We start from the raw sequence: 215 nt of genomic DNA on the forward strand, positions 1-215 counted from the left end.
GTCAGGGTGCATGGTCCCGTTCCTCGTCGTTAATGAAAACCTGCACCGCCACGACGTGGGCTTCTGTCAGGCCCTGCTCAGGGTCAGGCTTCTCCAGTAGGACTGGTTGGTGGTACTTGTGGGCCCAGTCGTGCACGTCAGCCCCTAGTGCGTCGTCGATCCACACAATGGCGTCCCAGTCAGCGCCGCCTTCGGCCTCCATTTTGTTCAACCAC

The 215-nt window shown here is 60.5% G+C and carries 1 pseudogene; it reads right to left on the minus strand.

The window, feature by feature from the left end:
• Position 1 precedes the first annotated feature (1 nt).
• A pseudogene (locus tag AC5RTT_RS20945) lies at positions 2-215 on the minus strand (hypothetical protein); the annotation flags it as partial.

Source organism: Arthrobacter sp. Y3221157, assembly GCF_059089865.1.